This window comes from Nonomuraea sp. NPDC050451, from assembly GCF_044458585.1.
Window position 1 is genome coordinate 75,834 of the sequence record NZ_JBITHZ010000046.1, and the last position, 15,669, is coordinate 91,502.

At 69.7% G+C, this 15,669-nt stretch carries 14 protein-coding genes; 4 read left to right on the plus strand and 10 right to left on the minus strand.

Annotated features, from left to right (window positions below; translation table 11 throughout):
• Position 1: 1 nt before the first annotated feature.
• The 8 genes from clpB to ACIBI9_RS59555 are packed head-to-tail and all read right to left on the minus strand — an operon-like array spanning position 2 to position 9,925.
• Positions 2–2,605, minus strand: a complete 2,604-nt coding sequence (gene clpB / locus ACIBI9_RS59520) for an ATP-dependent chaperone ClpB (RefSeq protein ID WP_397236631.1) — start codon at positions 2,603–2,605, stop codon at positions 2–4.
• Positions 2,606–2,629: 24 nt separating this feature from the next.
• On the minus strand, positions 2,630–2,920 hold the full coding sequence (locus tag ACIBI9_RS59525) for a chaperone modulator CbpM (protein WP_344985676.1): 291 nt from the start codon (positions 2,918–2,920) through the stop codon (positions 2,630–2,632).
• Positions 2,917–3,855, minus strand: coding sequence for a DnaJ C-terminal domain-containing protein (locus tag ACIBI9_RS59530; RefSeq protein WP_397236634.1), 939 nt, complete (start codon positions 3,853–3,855; stop codon positions 2,917–2,919). Before ACIBI9_RS59530 ends, ACIBI9_RS59525 begins: the two co-directional genes overlap by 4 nt.
• Entirely contained in the window at positions 3,855–4,358 is a 504-nt protein-coding gene (locus ACIBI9_RS59535) for a nucleotide exchange factor GrpE (protein ID WP_397236636.1), read from the minus strand. The genes ACIBI9_RS59530 and ACIBI9_RS59535 overlap by 1 nt, the downstream gene beginning before the upstream one ends.
• A 1-nt stretch (position 4,359) precedes the next feature.
• A complete protein-coding gene (gene dnaK / locus ACIBI9_RS59540; protein ID WP_397236638.1) occupies positions 4,360–6,252 on the minus strand; it encodes a molecular chaperone DnaK in 1,893 nt (630 codons plus the stop codon).
• Positions 6,253–6,271: 19 nt separating this feature from the next.
• The gene (locus ACIBI9_RS59545; protein WP_397236640.1) at positions 6,272–6,745 is read right to left on the minus strand and encodes a general stress protein; all 474 of its coding nucleotides are present in this window, start codon (positions 6,743–6,745) and stop codon (positions 6,272–6,274) included.
• Between the two features lie 19 nt (positions 6,746–6,764).
• Positions 6,765–7,226: an Hsp20/alpha crystallin family protein gene (locus ACIBI9_RS59550; protein ID WP_397236642.1), complete on the minus strand. Its 462-nt coding sequence runs from the start codon at positions 7,224–7,226 to the stop codon at positions 6,765–6,767.
• Between the two features lie 47 nt (positions 7,227–7,273).
• Positions 7,274–9,925: an AAA family ATPase gene (locus tag ACIBI9_RS59555; protein ID WP_397236644.1), complete on the minus strand. Its 2,652-nt coding sequence runs from the start codon at positions 9,923–9,925 to the stop codon at positions 7,274–7,276.
• A 171-nt stretch (positions 9,926–10,096) separates the two neighbouring features.
• Here ACIBI9_RS59555 and ACIBI9_RS59560 point away from each other — a divergent pair, with 171 nt between their 5' ends.
• The 4 genes from ACIBI9_RS59560 (at position 10,097) to ACIBI9_RS59575 (ending at position 13,439) form a co-directional block, all read left to right on the plus strand.
• On the plus strand, positions 10,097–10,525 hold the full coding sequence (locus ACIBI9_RS59560) for a DUF2267 domain-containing protein (RefSeq protein ID WP_397236658.1): 429 nt from the start codon (positions 10,097–10,099) through the stop codon (positions 10,523–10,525).
• A gap of 132 nt (positions 10,526–10,657) precedes the next feature.
• Positions 10,658–11,257 carry a DUF1345 domain-containing protein gene (locus ACIBI9_RS59565; RefSeq protein ID WP_355208266.1) on the plus strand — a complete coding sequence of 200 codons (600 nt, stop codon included), beginning with the start codon at positions 10,658–10,660 and terminating at the stop codon, positions 11,255–11,257.
• Positions 11,258–11,296: 39 nt separating this feature from the next.
• Positions 11,297–12,346, plus strand: coding sequence for a hypothetical protein (locus ACIBI9_RS59570; protein WP_397236646.1), 1,050 nt, complete (start codon positions 11,297–11,299; stop codon positions 12,344–12,346).
• A 538-nt stretch (positions 12,347–12,884) separates the two neighbouring features.
• Positions 12,885–13,439 carry a phosphate-starvation-inducible PsiE family protein gene (locus tag ACIBI9_RS59575; RefSeq protein ID WP_397236648.1) on the plus strand — a complete coding sequence of 185 codons (555 nt, stop codon included), beginning with the start codon at positions 12,885–12,887 and terminating at the stop codon, positions 13,437–13,439.
• A gap of 19 nt (positions 13,440–13,458) precedes the next feature.
• On the opposite strand, the gene ligD is transcribed toward ACIBI9_RS59575, so the two are convergent.
• Both ligD and ACIBI9_RS59585 read right to left on the minus strand, forming a co-directional pair.
• The gene (ligD, locus tag ACIBI9_RS59580; RefSeq protein ID WP_397236650.1) at positions 13,459–14,430 is read right to left on the minus strand and encodes a non-homologous end-joining DNA ligase; all 972 of its coding nucleotides are present in this window, start codon (positions 14,428–14,430) and stop codon (positions 13,459–13,461) included.
• 186 nt (positions 14,431–14,616) lie between these two features.
• Complete coding sequence (locus ACIBI9_RS59585) at positions 14,617–15,600, minus strand: IS110 family transposase (protein WP_397236652.1); 984 nt, start codon at positions 15,598–15,600, stop codon at positions 14,617–14,619.
• Positions 15,601–15,669: the final 69 nt, after the last annotated feature.

A 15,669-nucleotide genomic window follows, 5' to 3' on the forward strand; every position in this document is an offset into this window, starting at 1 on the left:
GTCAGCTCCTCGGCGGGTGGAAGGTGACGTTGAGTTCCCCCTTGTCGGCGCCGACCGTGATGGTCGAGCCGTCGGGGACGTCGCCGGCCAGCAGGGCGCGGCCGATCCTGGTCTCGACCTCGCGGGCGATGAAGCGGCGAAGCGGCCTGGCGCCGTAGACGGGGTCGTACCCCTGGTTGGCGATGAGCTTGCGCGCGTCCTCGGTGACCTCCAGCGTGAGCCGCCGCTCGGCCAGGCGCTGCCTGATGTCGTTGAACATCAGCTCGACGATCCGCTCGATCTCCGCCTCGGTCAGCGGCTTGAACAGCACGACGTCGTCGATCCTGTTGAGGAACTCGGGGCGGAAGTGCCGGCGCAGTTCCGCCATCACCCCGTCGTGGGCCTCGGGCTTGATCTCGCCGTCGGGGGTGATCCCGTCGAGCAGGTGGTGCGAGCCGATGTTCGAGGTCATAATGATCACGGTGTTGCGGAAGTTGACCGTGCGGCCCTGCGCGTCGGTCAGCCGGCCGTCGTCGAGGACCTGCAGCAGCGTGTTGAAGACGTCCGCGTGGGCCTTCTCGATCTCGTCGAACAACACCACCGAGTACGGTTTGCGCCGCACCGCCTCCGTGAGCTGCCCGCCCTCCTCGTAGCCGACGTAGCCGGGAGGGGCGCCGACGAGGCGGCTGACCGTGTGGCGTTCCTGGTATTCGCTCATGTCGATGCGGACCATGTTGTCCTCGGTGTCGAACAGGGCCGCCGCGAGTGACCTGGCCAGCTCGGTCTTGCCGACCCCGGTCGGCCCGAGGAAGAGGAACGACCCGATGGGGCGACGGGGATCCTTGATGCCGGAGCGGGCGCGGATGATGGCGTCGGCCACCAGTCGCACGGCCTCCACCTGCCCGACGACCCGCTCGTGCAGGATCTGGTCGAGCTTGAGCAGCTTGTCCCGCTCGGCCTCCTGCAGCCGGGACACGGGAATACCGGTCCAGCGCGAGACGATGTCCGCGATCTCGTTCTCGGTCACCACCTCGCGCAGCAGCCGCTGCCCGTGCTGCCGGCTGCTCAGCCGCTCCTCCTCGGCGCGCAGCCGGCGCTCCAGCCCAGGGAGCTTGCCGTGGCGAAGCTCGGCGGCACGGTTGAGGTCGTAGTCGCGTTCGGCCTGCTCGGCCTCCCGCCGTACGTGCTCGATCTCCTGCCGCAGGCTCTGGACCTTGCGCAGGGCCGAGCGCTCGGCCTCCCACTGCGCCCGCATCGCGTCGGCCTCGGAACGCAGGGCGGAGAGCTCCGTGCGCAACTCGGCGAGCCTGGCCCGGCTGGCCGGGTCCTCCTCCTTCTCCAGGGCGGCCTCCTCGATCTCCAGCCGCCGCACCCGCCTGGTCAGGGCGTCCAGCTCGGCCGGCATGGAGTCGATCTCGGTCCTGATCATCGCGCACGCCTCGTCGACCAGGTCGATCGCCTTGTCGGGCAGGAACCGGTCGGAGATGTAGCGGTGGCTCAGCGTCACCGCGGCGACGAGAGCGCTGTCCTGGATCTTCACGCCGTGGAAGACCTCCAGCCGCTCGCGCAGGCCGCGCAGGATCGAGATGGTGTCCTCGACCGAGGGCTCGTCGATCAGCACCGGCTGGAACCTGCGCTCCAGGGCGGCGTCCTTCTCGATGTGCAGGCGATATTCCTCGACCGTGGTCGCGCCGATCATGTGCAGTTCGCCGCGGGCCAGCATCGGCTTGAGCATGTTGCCCGCGTCCATGGCTCCCTCGGTCGCCCCGGCTCCCACCACCGTGTGCATCTCGTCCACGAACAGCAGGATTCGGCCCTCCGCCGCCTTCACCTCGTTCAGCACGGCCTTGAGGCGTTCCTCGAACTCCCCGCGGTACTTGGCGCCCGCCACGAGCGCGCCCATGTCCAGGTTGAAGACGGTCTTGTCGTGCAGCCCCTCGGGGACGTCGCCGTTGGCGATGCGCTGGGCGAGCCCTTCGACGACGGCCGTCTTGCCGACGCCGGGGTCGCCGATCAGCACCGGGTTGTTCTTGGTCTTGCGGGAGAGGATCTGGATCACCCGCCGGATCTCCGTGTCGCGGCCGATCACCGGGTCGAGCTTGTCCGCCCGAGCGTCGGCGACCAGGTCGCGTCCGTATTTCTCCAGCGCCTCGTACGCGACCTCGGGCATGGCCGAGGTGACGCGCTGGTGACCGCGTACGGAGGTGAGCGCCTCCAGGAACCGGTCCCTGGTCAGCCCCTGCTCGTGCAGCAGCCGACCGGACGCGGTCGTGGGTCCTTCCTCGATCAGGGCCAGCAGCAGGTGCTCGACAGAGATGTACTCGTCCTTCAGCCGGCTCGCCTCCCGGTCGGCGGCGTCGAGCAGCCGCGACAGGCGCTGGGTGACGAACACCTGGCCCGGCGCGGCGCCCGGCCCGCTGACCTTGGGCCGCCGCGACAACTCGGCCTCCAGGTCGGCGTGCAGGCGCCGCGGATCGGCTCCGGCCTGCTCCACCAGCCTGGGTGCCAGACCTTCTGGCTGGTCGAGCAGGGCCATCAGGAGATGCTCGCCGTCGACCTCGGTGTGGCCGAAGCGCAGGGCCTTGGTCTGGGCGTCGTGCAGGGCTTCCTGCGACTTCTGCGTCATCCTGTTCGGGTCCACTCCAGCCCCCTAGCGTCGTGAGAGGCCGCGCAGAGCGGCCTCCAGCTCCTCGATCCGGTCGAGGAGGTCGATCACCACGCCGATCGCGGCGTAGTTGATGGACAGTCCCTCGTGCAGCCGCTGGATCCGGGCCGCGGTTGCCACCTGGGAGGGGGCGAAGCACAACTCCCCCCTGGCGTTCCTGGTCGGCTCCAGCAGGCCGAGCGTCACCAGCCGGCGCACGGCCTGCGGGTGCAGGCCCGTGGCCCGCGCGTAGGAGTCCAGGTCGAGTCGGATCGGGCGGACGATCGCGTACGTCATGAACGCCCCCTCGGGTCGAAGTGAGAGACGGCGGCGAGCTGCTCGAACAGGCGCCGCTCCTCGTCCGTGAGCCTGGCCGGCACCATGATCCGGACCTCGGCGAAGAAGTCGCCGGGTGCTCCGCGCGGATTTGGCATACCGCGGCCCTTCAACCGCAGGCGGCGGCCCGAGGACGTGCCCGGCGGCACCTTCACCTTCGCCTCGCCGCCCGGGGTGTCCACCGCGACCGTGGCGCCCAGCGCCGCCTCCCACGGAGCGAGAGGCAGCGAGGCGTGGATGTCGCGGCCCTCCACGCGGTAGCGGGGATGGGGGGCGATCCGCGTGATCAGGAGAAGGTCGCCGGCCGGCGCTCCGTCGCTTCCATGCCCGCCCTGGCCGGCCAGCCTGATCCGCTGGCCGTTGGTGACCCCGGGTGGGATGTTGACCTCCAGTCGCCTCCCTCCAGGTAGCGTGATGGTGCGCCGCCCGCCGTGGTAGGCCTCCTCGACGGAAAGCGTCAGCTCCGCCTCCTGGTCGGCACCGGGCACGGGGCCCCAGTGCCGTCTGCCCCGGCCGCCGAACATGCCGCCGAGCAGGTCCTCCAGGTCGACTCCCTCGCCGAAGCCGAAGTCCCCGGGCCGGGCCTGGCGCCACTGGCCGCCCGCGCCGGCCCGCGCGCCGGCGCCCGCACGGGCGCGGGCCCACTCGGCGGGGTCCACATCGGGCGGCACCTGGCGGAAATCGTGCCCGAACGCGTCGTAGCGGCGGCGCGTCTCGGGATCGGAGAGCACGGAGTACGCCTCCGAGATCTCCTTGAACTTGTCCTCGGCGCCGGGATCCTTGTTGACATCAGGGTGATAGGCGCGCACGAGCTTGCGGTAGGCCCGCTGGATCTCGTCGGCGTCGGCGTTCCTGCCCACGCCGAGCACCTCGTAGTAGTCGCGCCGTGGGGCCATCACTCCACCTTCTTCGCGACGGCCACGATCGCGGGCCTGAGCTGCCGCTCGGCGTCTCCGTAGCCGGGACGGAGCACCTCCACCACAGTGCCCGGGTCGGCATCGGCCCGCTCGACGGTGGCTACCGCCTCGTGGCGGGCGGGATCGAAGGGTACGTCCACCTCGTCATGGCGGGGGTAGCCGAGCTTGGCCAGGAGGGCGACAGCCTGGTCACGCACGGCCCGTATCCCGTCGAGTACCGCGTCCGCGCCGCCGTCGCCTGTGTGGCTCAGCGCGAGCTCCAGGTTGTCCAGGATGGGCAGCCACTCGGCCGCCACCCTCGCCCGTTCCTCCGCCCTGATCCGCTCGGCGTCGCGGGCGATGCGCTTGCGCAGGTTGTCCAGGTCGGCGACGGCACGCAGCCAGCGGTCCTCCAGCTCCGCGAGCTTCGCGTCGGTCTCCGCAGGCGAGATGGCTTCCTCGCCCTGCGCTCCGGCCTGGGCCTGGGGTGTGTCCTCGTTCATGTCACTCGGGCTCCGACGTCGTGAACTCGGCGTCGATCACGTCCTCCTCACCGCCAGGAACACCTTCCGTCCTGCCCTGCGGCGGCACGCTGGGCCCGCCGCCCGCGGCGGCTCCGAGGCTGTGATAGACCTGCTGCAGCTCGCCGCTGAGTGTGCGCAGCCGGTCGATCGGCGCCTCTTCCTTGATCGCCTGCCGCGCCTCCTCCACGAGCTGCCCGGCCCTCGCCTTCTCGTGCACGGGAACCGCGTCGCCCAGCTCCTCCAGCCGGCGCTCCACCTGGTACGCGACCGAGTCCAGCTCGTTGCGCGCGTCTATGGTCTCGCGGAGTCTGGCGTCCTCCGCACGGTGCCGCTCGGCATCGGCGACCATCCGCTCGATCTCCGACTTGTCCAGGTTGGAGCTCTCGCTGATGGTGATCCGCTGCTCGGCGCCGGTGTCCTTGTCCCGTGCCGAGACGTTGAGTATGCCGTTGGCGTCGATGTCGAAGGTGACCTCGATCTGCGGCACCCCCCGCGGCGCGGGCCGGATGTTCTCCAGCCGGAAGCGCCCGAGCACCCGATTGTCGGCGGCGCGCTCACGCTCGCCCTGCAGGACGACGATGTCGACGGCGTTCTGGTTGTCCTCAGCCGTGCTGAAGACCTCGGTACGGCGCGCGGGGATGGTCGTGTTGCGCTCGATCACCTTGGTCATGAGCCCGCCGAGCGTCTCGACGCCCAGCGACAGAGGCGTGACGTCGAGCAGGACGACGTCCTGCACCTCGCCCTTGATGATCCCCGCCTGGACAGCCGCGCCGATCGCGACGACCTCGTCCGGGTTCACCGTCATGTTGGGCTCCTTGCCCTCGGTGAGCCGGCGCACGAGATTCTGCACGGCGGGCATCCGGGTCGCCCCGCCGACGAGGATCACTTCGTCGACGTCCACGGGCCTGAGCTTCGCGTCCTCCATCGCCTGCTTGACGGGGGCGATGCAACGCTCGACCAGGTCGGCGGTGATCTGCTCGAACGTGGAGCGCATGAGCGTGGTGTTGAGGTGCTTCGGCCCCGAGGCGTCCGCCGTGATGAACGGCAGGCTGATCGTGGTCTGGGTGACCTCCGAGAGCTCCACCTTGGCCTTCTCGGCCGCCTCGAAGAGTCGCTGCAGGGCCTGCGGGTCGTTGCGCAGGTCGATGCCCTGGTCCCGCTGGAACTCGTCGGCCAGGTGGTCGACGATCCTGCGGTCGAAGTCGTCGCCGCCGAGGTGGCCGTCGCCGGAGGTGGCGCGGACCTCGACCACGCCTTCGCCGATATCCAGGATGCTGACGTCGAAGGTGCCGCCGCCCAGGTCGAACACCAGCACGGTCTCGTTCGTCTTCTTGTCCAGCCCGTAGGCGAGCGCCGCCGCCGTCGGCTCGTTGATGATCCGCAGGACCTCGAGCCCCGCGATCCGCCCCGCGTCCTTGGTCGCCTGGCGCTGGGCGTCATTGAAGTACGCCGGAACGGTGATGACCGCCTCGGTCACCTTCTCACCGAGGTATTTCGCCGCATCGGCGGCCAGCTTCCGCAGGACGAGGCCGGAGACCTCCTCCGGCGCATACTGCTTATCGCCGACCTGGAAGCGCACGGCGCCCTGGGGTCCCTCGACCACGTCGAAGGAGACCGCGTGGATCTCGCTCTTGACCTCGTCGAAGCGGCGGCCGATGAATCGTTTCGAGGAATAGATCGTTCCCTTCGGGTTCAGTATGGCCTGGCGGCGGGCCATCTGGCCTACCAGCCGTTCGCCCTGATCGGTGAAGGCCACCACGGACGGCGTCGTCCGCGAGCCCTCCGCGTTGGGCAACACCGTGGGATGGCCATCCACCGTGGCGGCGATCACCGAGTTCGTGGTGCCGAGATCGATGCCGACTGCTTTCGCCATTACTCGCTCCCTCGTACTGCTATCCACTCATCGCCCGGAGCAGCTCATGGGCCCTGCCCGCGTGTTCCGAATCGACGAGAACCTCGTACTTGTCGGCCACGAGGGTGCTCTCGGAGACGAAGTCCCGACGGCCGCCCTGGAGAGCGTGCGACACCAGCCCGAAGATCGCTCCCGCCACCACGCCCCACACCAGCCCCCAGAGCACCAGAGGCAACACTGCCCCAGCCGTGACCGAGAAAATCGCCAAGAACAGACCGATGAGCAGCCCGAACCAGGCTCCGGCGGCCGCGCCCCATCCGGCCGCGCGCAGAAGGGTCATCCGCGCGAGAACTCGCTCCACCGAGCGCAGCCCGGCGCCGACGATCAATGTCCCCTGCACGGGGAATCCATGGTCGGCCAGGTAGTCGACGACTTTCTGCGCCTCCTCGTAGCTGCGGTAGCTCCCGATCGGTTCCCGGTTGGTGGTGGCGGGGCCTGACGATGCGACGGGCACGACTCCTCCTCTCCCCGCCTCAGGCGGAAACCTCGATGTGCTTGGGCTTGGCGGCCTCCGCCTTGGGCACGGTGATGGTCAGCACACCGTCGGACAGGTGAGCCTCCACGCGGTCGGCGTCGACGTCTCCCGGGAGCGTCGTGCGCAGCTCGAACTGGCCGGTCCTGCGCATCTTGCGGTGCCGGCGCTGACGCTCCTGCTCCTCGATCTGCCCGGTGACGATCAGCTCACGCTCGGACAGCTGGACGTCGATCTGGTCCTTGCGCGCTCCGGGGACATCGATCTCCACGACGTAGGAGTCTTCAGTCTCCGACACGTCCGCCATGGGCATCCAAGCCCCCATGCCGCCATCGCCGGGAAGAGCGCCCAGAGCCTCGCCCAGAGCCGCGTTCATGAGCTGTCCCAGCCTGTCGTAGGTGTCTTCGATCTCGCGGGCGGGGAACATCTCGCCGCCCCTGCGACGTACTGTGAGCAACGCCATCTGAACCTCCTGGATGGGTTCCTGAACAGGCCGAAAAACGTAACGGCCTACATGTCCGAACCTGGCCCAGGCGTCTCGCGGGCACATCCCCCAGCTGAGTAGTCATCGCCGCGGCTCCGTGCGACCCGTGCGCCGCGGCCGCCGCCGGGCGAGGCGTCCCTCGACTGCTCCGCCGCGAGCCGCGCGAGCTCGACCCGGGATCTGATGCTCAGCTTGCGGAAGACGTGCCTCAGGTGGAACGCGACCGTGTGCACACTGATGAACATCTGCTCGGCTATCTGCGGGTTGGTGCATCCGTCCGCCGCAAGCAACGAGATGGCGTGCTCGGTCTCGGTCAGGCTGTCCCAGCCGGAGACCGGGCGTTCGGCGTAGCTCCAGTGGCGGTGGCGAACTCCCATTCCGCGCAGTCTCTGGCGGATGCGCGCGGAGTCCCGCAGGGCGCCGATGTCGTGATACAGGCCCAAGGCGCGGTCCAGGCTCTCGGCCGCCGCCACACGCTGCCCGGCGGTGGAGAGCAGCATGCCGAGATCCTCCTCGGCGGAGGCCCGCGCCCACACGTCCTCGGTCCGCCCGGCGGCCAGGGCCAGCGCGTCGCGATCCCCGTCGAGCAGGCCCCTGGCATGCGCCGCGGCGGCGGCAAGCGTGGGAAACTCATGGTTGGCCCGGCCGAGGGCCTCGGCGGCGGCCACCACGTGCTCGGCCGCCACCCGGTCGCCGGCGGCCAGGGCGACCCGGACCATCCAGGGGCCGGCGGCGGGCTCCATGCTGAGCAGCAGCGGGCGGGGCAGCTCTGCGAGCAGGGGCATAGCGCTGCGCGGCCCGTCTCGTGCCTCCGCGAGCTGCGCGGACAGCAAGGCGCGCCGGAAGCGAGCCTCGGCCGTGCCCCCGGGCTGTTCCGCGACGTGATGCGCCACCCCCTGCAGGTCGCCGCGCCGCAGCGCGACTGCGGCGAGCACGGCGCGGGCCGCCGCAGCCGACAGCGGCGTGATGAGCGCACCGGCCAGGTCCAGGGCCCTGTTCGCCTGGGTGACCGCTTCATCGAAACGGCCCGCGAGCAGCTCCAGGCGGGCCTCCAGCGCCGAGGCGTCCGCCGCCCAGGCCAGATGACCGTGGCCGAACATGTCCTTGCGTGCCTGGCAGAGCATCGTCCGTGCCTCGTCCAGCCGGTGGATGTCGACGAGCACGGCGACGGTGGCCAGGCAGGCCTCGTAGCGGCGGTCCTCGGGCGCGTCGGCGGCGGCCAGCCGTCCGGCGCTCTCCGCCAGGGCCAGCGCGGCCGTGAGCCTGCCCTCGTGCCGCTCGGCGGTGGCCAGGGCGACCAGCGCGGCGGTCCTGGCTGCGGGACCGTATCGATCCGTTCCGTCGATGACCTCCTGCGCGAACGACCGCGAGCCGGCGTCCTCCCGCAGGCGCACCGTGGCGTACAGATGCACGAGAGTCGCCCGCTCGCGTACGGGGCGAGGGAGGCCCGGCACCGCCAGCACCGTCTCGGTCTCGCGGATCGCCTCCTCACCCCGGCCCGTCAGGTACATGGTGTCCGCGAGCAGGCAGCGCAGTTCGGCCACCCCGTACACGGAGCCGTGCTCGGCGAGGCGGCCACGCACCATCTGCTCGGCCTCGTCCAGCCGGCCACTGGCGACCGCCGCCTCTATGTCGGAGGAGGCCGGGCCGGTCAGCAGGCCGGCCGACCCCGGCCGCTCAGAGCCCATGAGAACGCCGGACTGGTCGAGCAGGGTCTGCCGCACCGATGAGGGGATGCCCGCGGCGACGACGTCCCCGACGAGTTCGTGACGGAAGGTGAGGCCGTGCTCGGTCACGAGGAGGATGCCCGCGGCCGTGGCCTCCTCCGTCATCGGGAGCAGCGCGGCGGGCGTGGTGTCCAGCAGCGACGCGGCGTGCTCCAGCGACAACGAACGGCCCAGCACTGCGATCGTCTCCATCAGGCTCCTGGCCTCCGCGCTCAGCGTGTCGATCCAGCGCCGCACCACCATCCGCAGCCGGTCGGGCACGCGGGCCCGCGCCGCGTCCCCCAACAGCCCTTCCTCGCGCAGCCCCGCGAACAGCTCGGTGATCAGCAGCGGATTGCCTCCGGCGGCCGCCACCAGCGCCCGCGTCGCCAGGTCCGGCGACCGCCCGAGCGTGTCCTGCGTCAGCGCCGCGACCGCGTCCGGTGACAGCGGCGCGAGCGTCACCCTGTCGGCCCCCTCCCGCTCCAGGATGTCGAACAGCGACACGGCCTGGCCCCCGTCCAGCACTGTCGAGCGGCTCATCATCCAGCCGATGGGCCAGTTGGCCAGCCGGTCGTGCAGGCTGTGCAACGTCCTCAGCGTCACCGGGTCCGCCCGTTGCAGGTCGTCGAGCGCGGCCAGCACCGGTGACGTGGCCAGCTGCTCGAACCCTGCCCGCAGCCGCGCCAGGACCGGCGGACCGAAACGGGCGGCGGCGTCGCCCGCTTCCGGCTCAGAGCGCAGATCGAGGGCCTCCAGCAACATGCCGCACGGGGCGACCTCGCCCAGCTCCTCCACCCTGCCGTGGACAACCCCGATGCCGCGTTCGGACGCCTCGGCGACGGCTTCGGCCAGCAGCCGGCTCTTCCCCGATCCGGGTTCTCCGTCCACCAGCAGCGTCCCGCCCGCACCTCGCCGCAACACCCGCAGCAGGCCATCGACGTGACGCCACTCCAGATCGCGTCCCCGCATGCTGTCCCCCCATGGGTCGCCTGCCACGACGGGGAACGGTGAATCCCAAGCCCGCCAAGATCTTTCACACCCGCCGGGGACCACTACCCGGTTGGGGGATGTCACTTCCCGTCCGCCGCGCCGAGCCTTGAACCGAGGCTTGCCCGAGGATGTAAGGAAGGGGTGAAGGAGATGGCGGAGACCGGTTATGCGCCGTTCAACCGTACGGTCGACAAAACGAACCGCGTGCTGCGAGAGATCGAGGAGGCGCACGGCTGGACTCCCGAGCACCGCAACCAGTCCTACGCCGCCCTGCGCGCCGTGCTGCACGCCCTGCGCGACCGGCTGACCGTGGACGAGAGCGCCCACCTCGCTGCCCAGTTGCCGCTGCTGATCCGCGGGGTCTACTACGACGGCTGGCGGCCGAGCACCGTGCCGGTCAAGGCCGATCGCGAGGAGTTCCTCCACCGCGTCTGCGGCGAACTGGCCTTCGACCTCCAGGAGAGCGAGGAGGACCTGGTCAAGAAGGTTTTGCAAGCACTCAAGAGGCACATTACCGACGGTGAGTGGGAGGACGTGAAGGCCGGCCTGCCGAAGGACCTGGCCTCGATCCTGCCCTGATCGCCGGCCTGAACTCCGATTGGCGACTACATCGGCCGGGGTACCTTGGCTGCGGGGGCTCGATGGGATGTTGGAGCGGTGAGGTCTGGGTCCAGGGGACGCGCGGGGAAGCGCGTCATGTCGGTGAGGCGCGTGCTGACGTCTCTGGGGGCCGGGGTCGTCATGGCGGCCGGTGCCTGGCGACTGGGGGTCCCGGAGTTGTCGCCGCTGCTCGGCTGGGGCGTGGCCGCGACGGTGGGCCTTGTCTGGGTGTGGCTGATCAGCTGGCCCAAGGATCACCATGACACCAAGCGGCTGGCCAAGGAGGAGGGCGACGCTCGCTCCACCGACACCGGCGTTCTGATCGGCGCGGTCGCCAGCCTAGGGGCGGTCGCGCTCGCCCTGGTCCGCACCGCCAGTCACACCCCGCTGACGACGGCCCTGGTCATCCTGAGCATGGTGACGGTCGTCGTGTCGTGGGGCCTGGTGAACACGGTGTTCGCCTTCAAGTACGCCAGGCTCTACTACGTGGACGAGGACGGCGGCATCGACTTCGGGCAGGAGGATCCGCCGGCGTACAGCGACTTCGCCTACCTCGCGTTCACGATCGGCGTGACCTTCGGTGTCACCGACAACCGTGTGGTCAGCACGCATATCCGCAAGGTCGCCCTCGCTCACGCCCTGCTGTCCTACTTCTTCAGCACCGGCATCCTGGCCGTGGCCATCAATCTCGTCACCGGCCTGGGCCAGTAACTCCTGGTCAGGGCGATCTGCTCGGGGTAGGGCCTGGACATGCGCATCGCCCTGGTCGCCGATCCTGACCTGCCCACCGAGCTGGCTGTGAGGGTGGCGCGCGACCTACCCGGCCGGTTGCGGGAGCGGCTCGGCCCGGGCTTCGACTGGCAGGTGTGCGCGTACACCGCTCCCCTGGCGGCGGAAGAGCAGGTCGACATCTCAGCCATGCTCACCGCTGTCCGTCCGCACCTGCCCGAGTCCGGCTGGGACGTCGGGATATTCCTCACCGACCTCCCTCGCCGGCTGGGCCTGGACGCGGTGAGCGCGGAGGTCAGCACCGACGACCGCGTCGCCCTGCTGTCATTGCCCGCCCTCGGCACCTTTCACCTGGTCGGTCGGACCTTGGAGGCCGTGGTTAACGTCGTCGGCCTGCTAGTCCTCCCGCCCACCGGCCGTGACCGCCTCCCTGCGATCGGCCGTAGGGTGGAACGAGACACCGAGCCCGGCCGGGTCGTCCCCGATCGCTACGTCATGCCCAGCCTGCGCGGGCGGGTGCGCCTACTCGCCGGCATGGTGCGGGCCAACCGCCCATGGCGGCTGTTCACCTCGTTGTCACGGGCGCTGGCGGGCGTGTTCGCCACCGCCGCGTTCGGCGTGATCAACGACACCGCCTGGAAGCTCTCCACCGCGCTGGACACCTGGCGGCAGTCGCTGATCATGGTGCTGTCCATCCTCGCTCTCGCCGCATGGATCATCGTCGACCACGAGTTGTGGGAGCGTCCCGGCGGCAGGGTGCCCAAGGCCCGTGCCCACCTCTACAACACCGTCACCCTGATCACCATCACACTGGGCGTGCTCTGCCTTTACGCGGTGCTGTTCGTGGTTCTCACCGGGGTCGGCGCGCTTGTGCTGGTCCCCGCCCCGCTCTCAGAGACGCTGAACCATCGATCGGGCGTCACCGACTACCTGGCGCTGGCCTGGTTCCTGACCTCCAGCGCGATGGTGGGCGGCGCCTTCGGCTCCGGGCTCGAGGACGACGGGACCGTTCGCAAAGCGGCCTACGGCCAGCGTCAGCGCGACCGACTCGCAGAACAACAGAACGTCTGACCACTCCGCCGAAGTCGCCGCCTGGGCCGGAGCGGGTGCCCGCGACCGGAGCGCATGATGCCGTCGAGGGTGGGTAATGCGCGTGAAGGGATAAGTGGCGCATGGGATCGCGAACGAGGCTGCAGGGCCGGTTCGGGCGGCAGGGACGGCGGCTGCGGGACACGGCGCCATGCTGTGGCTTATCGTCCTCACCGGGGGGCACGTCGTAGGTGCAGCCTACGGCCCAAAGGGCTCAGTGCCGCGGGGTGTCGCTCTCTATCACTCTGTCCAATGGACACCGTAGCACCGCTCAGTGTGGAAATTCGTGCCCTTCCTGAGTGGTCGGTGATCTCGATGACGGTTCCCGTCGAGCCCGCCGACGGCACACGGATCAGGCCCAGCTCTGGCATCGGCGGAGCTTCCACAAGCGGGGTGTCCGAGCTGGGCAGATGATGGCTGGCACCGCACCGGACCGGGAGATTCGCGCGTGCCGGACCGGGGGTATGGGCACTCTGTACGACGGCCGCCGGCACACACAGCACGATCACAGGTACTGCCCATGAACAACCCACCGGACACATCAGGCGCGCCCGGACCTTCGTCTCCGGCCGACGTCGCGGTACACAAGGTCGCCCAGAGGTCGGAGAACAGACGGCTGCTCGCCATGCTGACCGCCGCCGAGCACGGGATCCTCTACCTGGTGTCGTTCGCGCTGCTGGCCCTGGGTGTCGGCATTCTGGCCCTGATGATCCTCACGATCGTCCGAGGAGGAGCGTCCGGCGCTGAGAAGATCTTCGTCATCCTTGAGGAGCTGCTCCTCGTGCTGATTGTGCTGGAGATCTTCGTGACGGTGCAGACCCACCTCGCGGGCGGCAGCCTGCAGCTCGAACCGTTCATCATCGTGGGCATCATCGCGATCATCCGCCACATCCTGTCGGTGGTCGTCCGGCTGACGATCCCGGGGAATCTGGCGGAGAGCCGCCAGCAGCTCATGGAGCTGGTCGTCTACGCGGGGAGCGCCCTAATGCTGGTCGCGGCACTGGCGCTGGTGCGCTGGTCGCAGCGACGGCCTCTGTCCGCCAGCGGGCGCGGCGACTCCAGCGCTTCCGGATGAGGGCCAGCCGAGGCCGCCGTCAGCCCTCCTCCCTCCGCACCTGGTTCGGCCGTTTGTCCGGGCGCAGGCCGCGCCAGCTCGGATGCCGCAGACGGCCGTCTGCCGTCCATTCCGTGTACTGCACCTCGCCCACCAGGGCGGGATCGACCCAGTGCGCGCCGCGCGCGTGCGGGCGCGGCACCTCGTCGAACGGGCTGTCCGGCCGCTCGTGTGGGGCCAGCCGGGCGGTGAGATCCCGCAGTGTCTCGTCCGTGAAGCCGGTGCCGACGTGCCCCACGTAGACCAGCCGTCCTGCGTCGTCGTACACGCCGAGGAGCAGCGATCCGATCATGTCGGCGCGCCTGCCCTCTCCCGGCTTCCACCCGCCGATGATCACCTCCTGGGTGCGGAAGTTCTTAATTTTCACCCAGACGCGGCTGCGCCGCCCCGGCTCGTAGGCCGAGGCCAGCCGCTTGGCGACCACGCCTTCCAGGAGCCGTTCGCGGCTGCTTCGGAACGCCGTGGCCCCGTCGCCGACGCTGTGGGGCGGAACGCTCCACCTTTCCCCGGCCGCCACGGTCCTCAAGAGCAGGTCTCTGCGCTCCACGTACGGCAGGTCGATGGTGGAGGCGTCGTCCACGTGGAGGACATCGAAGATCAGGTAGGAGACCGGTGTCGAGCGTGCCAGGGCCGCGACCCTGTCCGGATCCCGCTGGTGAATGCGCGGTTGCAGGGCGGCGAAGCTCGGCACGCCCCGTTCGTCGAGCGCGACGATCTCCCCGTCGAGCACGATGTTCCCGCGTACGGCGGCTGGGAGCGGTCCGAGCTCCGGGTAAGCGGCCGTGACGTCGAGGCCGTTGCGCGAGACGAGCCGGAGCGCGGCGTCGTTCACATAGCCGAGCGCCCGTGCGCCGTCCCACTTCATCTCGTAGCCGAACAGCTCATCCTCAGCCGGCGGTGGCAGCTGCCCGAGCCGCGCAAGCATCGGTGAGTACTTCGGAAGGTTCCCCATGAGGAGGTCGTACCCAGGGTTGGAACGCGCTCTGTGACACCCTGCCTCAGATCAGGGGCATCGTGGGAGCGTGTGCCGTGCCAATACTCATGCACTGCCTCTGACCCGAAAATAAAGATCAGTGGGCAGGCGGCAGCGGACCCCGGCCGTCGTGCCTGGTCGGGGTCGGTGTAGGGGCAGGGGGTGTCAGGCGGCTTCTGGTTCGACTGTCACCTTCCCGTCCCGCACGAGGATGGTCTGGCCGGTGAGCGCCTGCAGGTGCCGGGCCAGGTTGCGGACCTTGCGGTCCTTGTTGATGCGGGAGTCGTAGTAGTCGGGGCCGAGGTCGCGGAAGTGGGCATCAGGATCGGCCAGCAGGTGCCAGATCACGGTGAGGACGGCGTTGCCGGAGGCGACAACGGCTTTCTGGGGAGCCATCCGGCGGGCCAGCCGGCGGTGCCGGGTGCCCAGGAAGGTCTGGGTGCGCGAGAAGCCGAAGACGATGCGTCCCAGGATGCCGCCGAGCCACGGGTTGCCCTGGCCGCGGCCCTTGGCCTTCTTCTTGCCCGCCGACTCGTGGGTCTTGGGACAGAACTTGGCCCAGGAGACCAGATGAGCCGAGGTGGGAAAGCGGCTCATGTCGATGCCGATTTCCCCGATGAGCTCGGCTGCGGTGGTGGTGTCGATGCCGGTGACCTCACACAGCTGGGCCACCTGATGGACGAAAGGGGCGACCGCCTCCTCGATCGAGGTGTCCAGCACCGCGATCTGCGCCTGCATCCGGTCGATGTTGTCGAGCATCATCCGCAGGAGCCGGGCGTGATGGGGGGTGAAGAATCCCTCCAGCGCCCGCTCCAGCTCGGCGAGCTTGTGCCGGGCACGCCGTTCGGCCAGGTCAGCCATCACCCGCGCGTCGCGCTCGCCGCCGATCAGCGCCTCCATCATGGCCCGGCCCGAGACCCCGAAGATGTCCGACAGCACCGAGGAGATCTTGATCTGGGCGTCCTCCAGCAGTTTCTCCACCCGCTGCCGCTCCCGCGCTTGGTCTTGCACCAGCGCTCGCCGATAGCGGGTCAGGTCCCGCAGCTGCCGGATCTCGGGCGGGTGCACCAGACTAGGGCGGCACATCCCGCGTTCGGCGACCTTACCCAGCCACACGCAGTCCAGCTTGATGCCCCTATGGATTGTCAAGCAGCTGTCGTGGCGGCGGCTGTGGCGCTATGGGGCCTGGTGATGAGGTGGTAGATCTCACGGGCGACG

Coding starts and splice junctions, on each gene's coding strand:
- ACIBI9_RS59535 (WP_397236636.1), bottom strand. CDS start 4,358: ATGAACGAGGACACACCCCAGGCCCAGGCCGGAGCGCAGGGCGAGGAA.
- ACIBI9_RS59555 (WP_397236644.1), bottom strand. CDS start 9,925: ATGCGGGGACGCGATCTGGAGTGGCGTCACGTCGATGGCCTGCTGCGG.
- ligD (WP_397236650.1), bottom strand. CDS start 14,430: ATGGGGAACCTTCCGAAGTACTCACCGATGCTTGCGCGGCTCGGGCAG.
- ACIBI9_RS59525 (WP_344985676.1), bottom strand. CDS start 2,920: ATGACGTACGCGATCGTCCGCCCGATCCGACTCGACCTGGACTCCTAC.
- ACIBI9_RS59570 (WP_397236646.1), top strand. CDS start 11,297: ATGCGCATCGCCCTGGTCGCCGATCCTGACCTGCCCACCGAGCTGGCT.
- ACIBI9_RS59560 (WP_397236658.1), top strand. CDS start 10,097: ATGGCGGAGACCGGTTATGCGCCGTTCAACCGTACGGTCGACAAAACG.
- ACIBI9_RS59550 (WP_397236642.1), bottom strand. CDS start 7,226: ATGGCGTTGCTCACAGTACGTCGCAGGGGCGGCGAGATGTTCCCCGCC.
- ACIBI9_RS59530 (WP_397236634.1), bottom strand. CDS start 3,855: ATGGCCCCACGGCGCGACTACTACGAGGTGCTCGGCGTGGGCAGGAAC.
- ACIBI9_RS59575 (WP_397236648.1), top strand. CDS start 12,885: ATGAACAACCCACCGGACACATCAGGCGCGCCCGGACCTTCGTCTCCG.
- dnaK (WP_397236638.1), bottom strand. CDS start 6,252: ATGGCGAAAGCAGTCGGCATCGATCTCGGCACCACGAACTCGGTGATC.
- clpB (WP_397236631.1), bottom strand. CDS start 2,605: ATGACGCAGAAGTCGCAGGAAGCCCTGCACGACGCCCAGACCAAGGCC.